6 protein-coding genes are annotated in these 5,434 nt (G+C 65.2%); 4 read left to right on the top strand and 2 right to left on the bottom strand.

What is annotated here, in order from left to right; all coding sequences use genetic code 11:
• Positions 1-192 precede the first annotated feature (192 nt).
• Positions 193-570, bottom strand: coding sequence for a GFA family protein (locus EOD07_RS20940; protein WP_127236819.1), 378 nt, complete (start codon positions 568-570; stop codon positions 193-195).
• A 165-nt stretch (positions 571-735) separates the two neighbouring features.
• Complete coding sequence (locus EOD07_RS20935; RefSeq protein WP_127236818.1) at positions 736-1,635, bottom strand: SMP-30/gluconolactonase/LRE family protein; 900 nt, start codon at positions 1,633-1,635, stop codon at positions 736-738.
• Positions 1,636-1,740: 105 nt separating this feature from the next.
• Between EOD07_RS20935 and EOD07_RS20930 the strand changes: the two genes are divergently transcribed.
• From EOD07_RS20930 to EOD07_RS20915, 4 genes are all read left to right on the top strand, one after another.
• On the top strand, positions 1,741-2,460 hold the full coding sequence (locus tag EOD07_RS20930) for a FadR/GntR family transcriptional regulator (protein ID WP_052457644.1): 720 nt from the start codon (positions 1,741-1,743) through the stop codon (positions 2,458-2,460).
• A 15-nt stretch (positions 2,461-2,475) separates the two neighbouring features.
• Positions 2,476-3,678: a mandelate racemase/muconate lactonizing enzyme family protein gene (locus EOD07_RS20925; protein ID WP_127236817.1), complete on the top strand. Its 1,203-nt coding sequence runs from the start codon at positions 2,476-2,478 to the stop codon at positions 3,676-3,678.
• 23 nt (positions 3,679-3,701) lie between these two features.
• The gene (locus EOD07_RS20920; protein WP_040980481.1) at positions 3,702-4,679 is read left to right on the top strand and encodes a sugar ABC transporter substrate-binding protein; all 978 of its coding nucleotides are present in this window, start codon (positions 3,702-3,704) and stop codon (positions 4,677-4,679) included.
• A gap of 80 nt (positions 4,680-4,759) precedes the next feature.
• On the top strand, positions 4,760-5,434 hold a 675-nt coding region (locus tag EOD07_RS20915; RefSeq protein ID WP_164772397.1), incomplete at its 3' end, for an ABC transporter permease.

Genomic DNA, 5,434 nt, shown 5'->3' with positions numbered 1-5,434 from the left:
CGCCCGCCGTCACCAGAGCTACTTTTTCGCCTGCCATGTCGCTGTCCATTCGTTGGAATTGTTGAAAGCGCTTTTGTTAGCATGGACCGGGCGGGGCACGAACCGGATTGGATTGCACCAAGGCGATTGGCGAAGCCGCGGAGCGCCTAATTTCCCCCAAAGGGGGGCGGCGGCTTCGGCGCCCGCATCAAGCTATTTCGCGCCCGGATTGCCTACCCACGCATGCCTTCTCTCCTCCCATGCAATGCGCGTCGGCGAGGGAAAGTCCGGATCGGCAAAGCATCCGACCGCCACCGCGATCGCGTCCGGCTTGCGCTCCGGCTCCCAGAAGACACTGGAGCCGCACTGCGGGCAGAAATGGAAAGTGACCGCATGGCCGCCGTCGGACAACCGCCTGTAGGTGCTGGCAGTCCCTTCGGCCCTGACCGCGGCGCGCGCAAAGAAAGCGGCAATGCCGTAAGTGCTGCCGGTCCGCCTCTGGCAGTCGAGGCAGTGGCACAGCGCCACCAGTCTCGGCTCGCCGTCACAAGAGATCTTCAGTTGCCCGCAGGCACAGGATGCGGTTCGCATGGGTTGCCTCATGTTGATATGAATGCTTCGCGCGCTTCGCGGCGCCCGGCAATCAATATTTCGAGGCGCCTTGGCGCGGCGGCAATTTCGCATTGCCTGGAGATTGGCGGTTCGCGCGCCTCGCTCAGACCTTGAACGCACTCATCGGCGCTCTTCGATGGGAGATCATCTGAAGCGGTTGGCGGGCACGCCGCGCACGCCGGGCTTGAGCGCGAACAGGCCGCCCTCGAAGGGGGTGGCGGCAAGATGCTCCGCGCTCATCGTGAAGCGCGCGGAGGTCACGAAGAGCGTGTCGAGACCTGCGCCGCCGAAAGCGCAGCTCGTCGGCCAGCTGCACGGCAGTTCGACGATCCGGTCGAGCCTGCCGTCGGGCGCGATACGGGCGAGGCAGCTTCCGCCAACCACCCTGCAGTTCCAGACATAACCCTCGGCGTCGAGGCATGAGCCGTCCGGCAGGCCGCGCTCGAAGCCGGTGAAGAAGGGGAACGCTTCGCCGAGCCGTCCAGCCTTCCGGTCCCAACCATAGCTGTAAAGCGCGTTCTTCATCGTGTCCGCGGTGATGAAGCGTCCGTCGGGCAGCCACACCATCGTGTTGGTGATGCCGAACCGGTCTTCGCTGAGGCGCCTCACGTCGCCGTCCGGGCCGACCCGGTAGAGCCGGCCCTCATCGCTTGTGATTGCCATCGGCGCGTCGTCCGGCCCGATATTGTTGGCCATGGTGCCGACCCAGAGCGAGCCGTCCGGCGCGACCACGCCTTCGTTGAGCCGCGAGTCCGGCCGGTTGGCCTCGATCGCCGCGAATGCCCGGAACGGTCCGCCGAAATCCCAGAGCGCGATGTCCTTGCGCAACCCGACTATGGCGCCGCCGTCGGCGCGCAGGCCGACCGAGGTGACGAGGTCGCCCGTCGGCCAGCTTTCATGCGCTCCGGTCGAAGGGTCCAGCCGATGGATCCGGCGGCCGATGATGTCGACCCAGACCAGCCTGCCGCGCCGGTCGTCCCACACCAGGCTCTCGCCGACCACGTCGCGCGCGTCGAAGATCAGAGTGGCATCGGTTTCGGGCATGTGGCGGCTCCTCCGTCTCTCGGGAAATGCACTTGACATATATCTTTCGTCTGAATTACGAGCAATTTAATAACAACCTGTCATACAGGTTTTTGAGGGAACGGAATGCAGGAGCAGACGGATCCACCGGGCGAACCGAATCCCGGACTGGTCAGCACGGCGATCCAGGCCATCACCCAGCACATCCGCTCGGAAGGCCTTGCGCCGGGCGATCCGCTGCCTAGCGAAGCTGCCATGACGCGCCAGCTCAACGTCTCGCGTACCGTCGTGCGCGAGGCCTTCCGCTCACTGTCGGCGATGCGCCTCATCGACATGAGCGCGGGGCGCCGCGCCACTGTCGCCAAGCTCGATACCGGCGCCATGTCGATGGTGATCGAGCACGGCATCACCACCCAGCAGATCAGCGTGCAGCAGGTCTATGACGTCAGGCGCACCATCGAGATGCGCACGGTTGCGCTTGCCGCATTGCGCCGCACCGACCAGGAGGCCGCGGCGATTGCCCAATCGGCCCGGCAGATGCGCGAGAATTTCAGGAACCCCGAGGCGGTCATGGAGCACGACATCGCCTTCCACGAGGCGATCGCGGCGGCTTCGCACAATCCTGTTTTTTCGCTGATCGTCACCGCCTTCAGCGGCGTCACGCGGCGCACCTGGGTGATCGGCTGGCGGACCCGCTCGTCCGACGAGGCCCAACTCAAGATGATCAAGGGCCACGAGGACATCGCCGACGCCATCCTGAAGGGCGATCCACGGCTGGCGGCCGAGCACATGGCCGAGCATTTCGACAAGAGCGTCAAGGCGCTCATCGACGCGGGGATCGCCTAGCATGGGGACAGCCCGATGAAGATCACCGCCATCGAAACCATCCGCATCGAGGAGCGGCCGAATCTGCTCTGGGTCGAGGTCCATACCGATGAGGGCATCACCGGCCTCGGCGAGACCTTCTTCCTGTCGCGCACCGTCGAGGAATACCTGCACGAATATGTCGCGCCCAGGGCGATCGGCCGCGATCCCCTGCAGATCGACCTGCTCGCCGCCGATCTCGTCGGTTATCTCGGCTTCCGCTCCAGCGGCGCCGAGGTGCGCGGCAACTCGGCCTTCGACATCGCGCTGTGGGACATTTTCGGCAAGGCCACCGGCCAGCCGGTCGCGCAATTGCTCGGCGGCTTCAGCCGCCGTTCGATCCGCACCTACAACACCTGCGCCGGCACCGAATACATCAAGGACGCCAAGGGCCAGACGACGGCCAATTACGGCATCGGCGCCAAGCGCGACTACGACGACCTCAACGCCTTCCTCACCCGCGCCGGCGAGCTGGCCGAGGAATTGCTCGACGACGGCATCACCGCCATGAAGATCTGGCCGTTCGATCACGCGGCGGAGAAGACGCGCGGCAACGACATTTCGGCGGCCGACTTGAAGGTGGCGCTCGAGCCCTTTGAAAAGATTCGCAAAGCCGTCGGCGACCGGATGGACGTCATGGTCGAGTTCCACTCCATGTGGCAGCTCCTGCCGGCCATGAAGATCGCGCAGGCGCTCAAGCCGTATGCGACCTATTGGCACGAGGACCCGATCCGCATGGACAGCCTCGGCGACCTCAAGCGCTACGCCGCCGCCAGCCCGGCGCCGATCTCGGCCTCGGAGACGCTCGGCAGCCGCTGGGCTTTTCGCGACCTGTTGGAGACCGGGGCAGCCGGCATCGTCATGCTCGATATCTCCTGGTGCGGCGGCCTGTCGGAAGCACGCAAGATCGCCTCGATGGCCGAGGCGTGGCGGCTGCCGGTGGCGCCGCATGACTGCACCGGTCCGGTCGTGCTCGCCGCCTCGACGCATCTTTCGCTCAATGCGCCCAACGCGTTGGTCCAGGAAAGTGTGCGCGCCTTCTATCGCACCTGGTACCGCGATCTGGTCACCGCGCTGCCGGAAGTGAAGGACGGCATGATCACCGTGCCGCCCGGGCCGGGCCTGGGACTGGCGCTCAGCCCGGACCTCGGCCGCGCCTACACCGTCCACCGTCGCGTCAGCGACGGGACAAGCATCTGAAAAATCCAAAGGGAGGAACAGACATGAAGAAACTCACCGCAATGTTATTGCTCGGCGTCGCCCTGATCGGCGGCCAATCCGTGGCCCGCGCCGACGGGCTCAACATCGTCTTCACCCATCATTCGTCGGCTTCGAACACGTTCTGGCAGGCGGTGAAGAAGGGTTTCGACGACGCGTGCGCCAAGGTCGAGGCGAACTGCAACATGGTCTTCACCCAGACCGAGGGCTCGGTCGAGCAGCAGGTCGCGAACATGCGCGCAGCCCTTGCCGCCAAGCCCGACGCGCTGTTGACCTCCATCGTCGACGATCACGCCTTGGACGACGTCATCAAGGAGGCGCGCGACGCCGGCGTGCTGGTGATCGCCGTCAATGTCGACGACACCGAGGGCGCCAAGGGCAATGCGCGGCAGGCTTTCGTCGGCCAGGGCTTCAAGCCGGCCGGCTATTCGCTCGCCAAGGCGATTTCCGAGAGCTTCCCGAAGGACGGCCCGATCAAGGTGCTGGTCGGCATTTCGGCTCCCGGCCAGAACTGGTCGGAAAGCCGCGGCGCCGGTATCATGCAGTTCCTCGAGGAGTACAAGGCCGCGCATAAGGATCGCGACGTGTCGTGGGAGCGCATCGACAGCGGCACCGATCTCGCCATCACCTCCGACCGTGTCGGCGCCTATCTGAACGCCCATCCCGACACCACGGCCTATTTCGACACCGGCTTCTGGTGCGCCGGCGTGGCGCGCGTGCTGGCCGATCGCGGCGTGGCGCCGGGCAAGGTGCTGCTGGGTGGCTTCGACCTCGTTCCCGAGGTGCTGCAGCAGATGCAAAAGGGCTATGTCCAGGCGCTGGTCGACCAGCAGCCCTACATGCAGGGCTTCATGCCGGTGATGGAGGCCTATCTCAACAAGAAGATCGGCCTTGCCCCCTCCGACATCGACACCGGCCAGGGCATCGTGAGGCCGAAGGAAGCCGACAGCATCATGGCGCTGTCCGCGCAGGGACTGAGGTAAGCTCCTCAAATAGCGAGACCCGCATCGGCGACGCCTACCGTCGCCGATGCGCCTGAATCCCGAACCTCCGGAGCCTTGCGTTGAAGCGCCTGTTCAAGACCTATCTCGAAAAACCGGAGCTGGCCGGGTTGATCCTTCTGGTGCTGCTCATCGTCCTGTTCCAGGTGCGCTCGCATGGCGTGTTCCTGAACGCCGACAACCTGCGCGGCATTCTCGGCATCCTGCCCGAGGCTGGCCTCGTCGCCATCGGCGTCACCATCCTGATGATCAGCGGCGAGTTCGACCTCTCGGTCGGGTCGGTCTTTGCGCTGATGCCGATGTCGATGGCGGTGCTGATGGTGCATGGCTGGCCGTTCCCCCTGGCGCTGCTCGCCGGACTGCTGGTCGCGGCGGCGATCGGCTTCATCAACGGCTACGTCACCATCCGCTTCGCGATTCCGAGCTTCATCACCACGCTCGGCATGCTGTTCATGGCGCGCTCGCTCACGGTCGTGGTCTCGGGCGGTTTCCCGCCGCTGTTGCCCGCCGACCTGCCCAACTGGCTGTTCACCTCCTTTGTCGGGCCTGGCAACATGTTCCGCATGTCCTTCCTGTGGTTCGTGGCGGTGGCGGTGCTCACCTCACTGATGCTGTCGCGCACCAATTTCGGAAATTGGATCAAGGCCACCGGCGGCTTCCTGCCGGCCGCCGCCTCGATGGGCATCCCGACCGCCAGGGTCAAGATCGTCTGCTTCATGCTGTGCTCGGTCCTGTCC

It is taken from the genome of Mesorhizobium sp. M2C.T.Ca.TU.002.02.1.1 (assembly GCF_003997225.1).
Note: the sequence above shows the minus strand (reverse complement) of the source record. Positions and strands in the feature narration are given on the sequence as shown.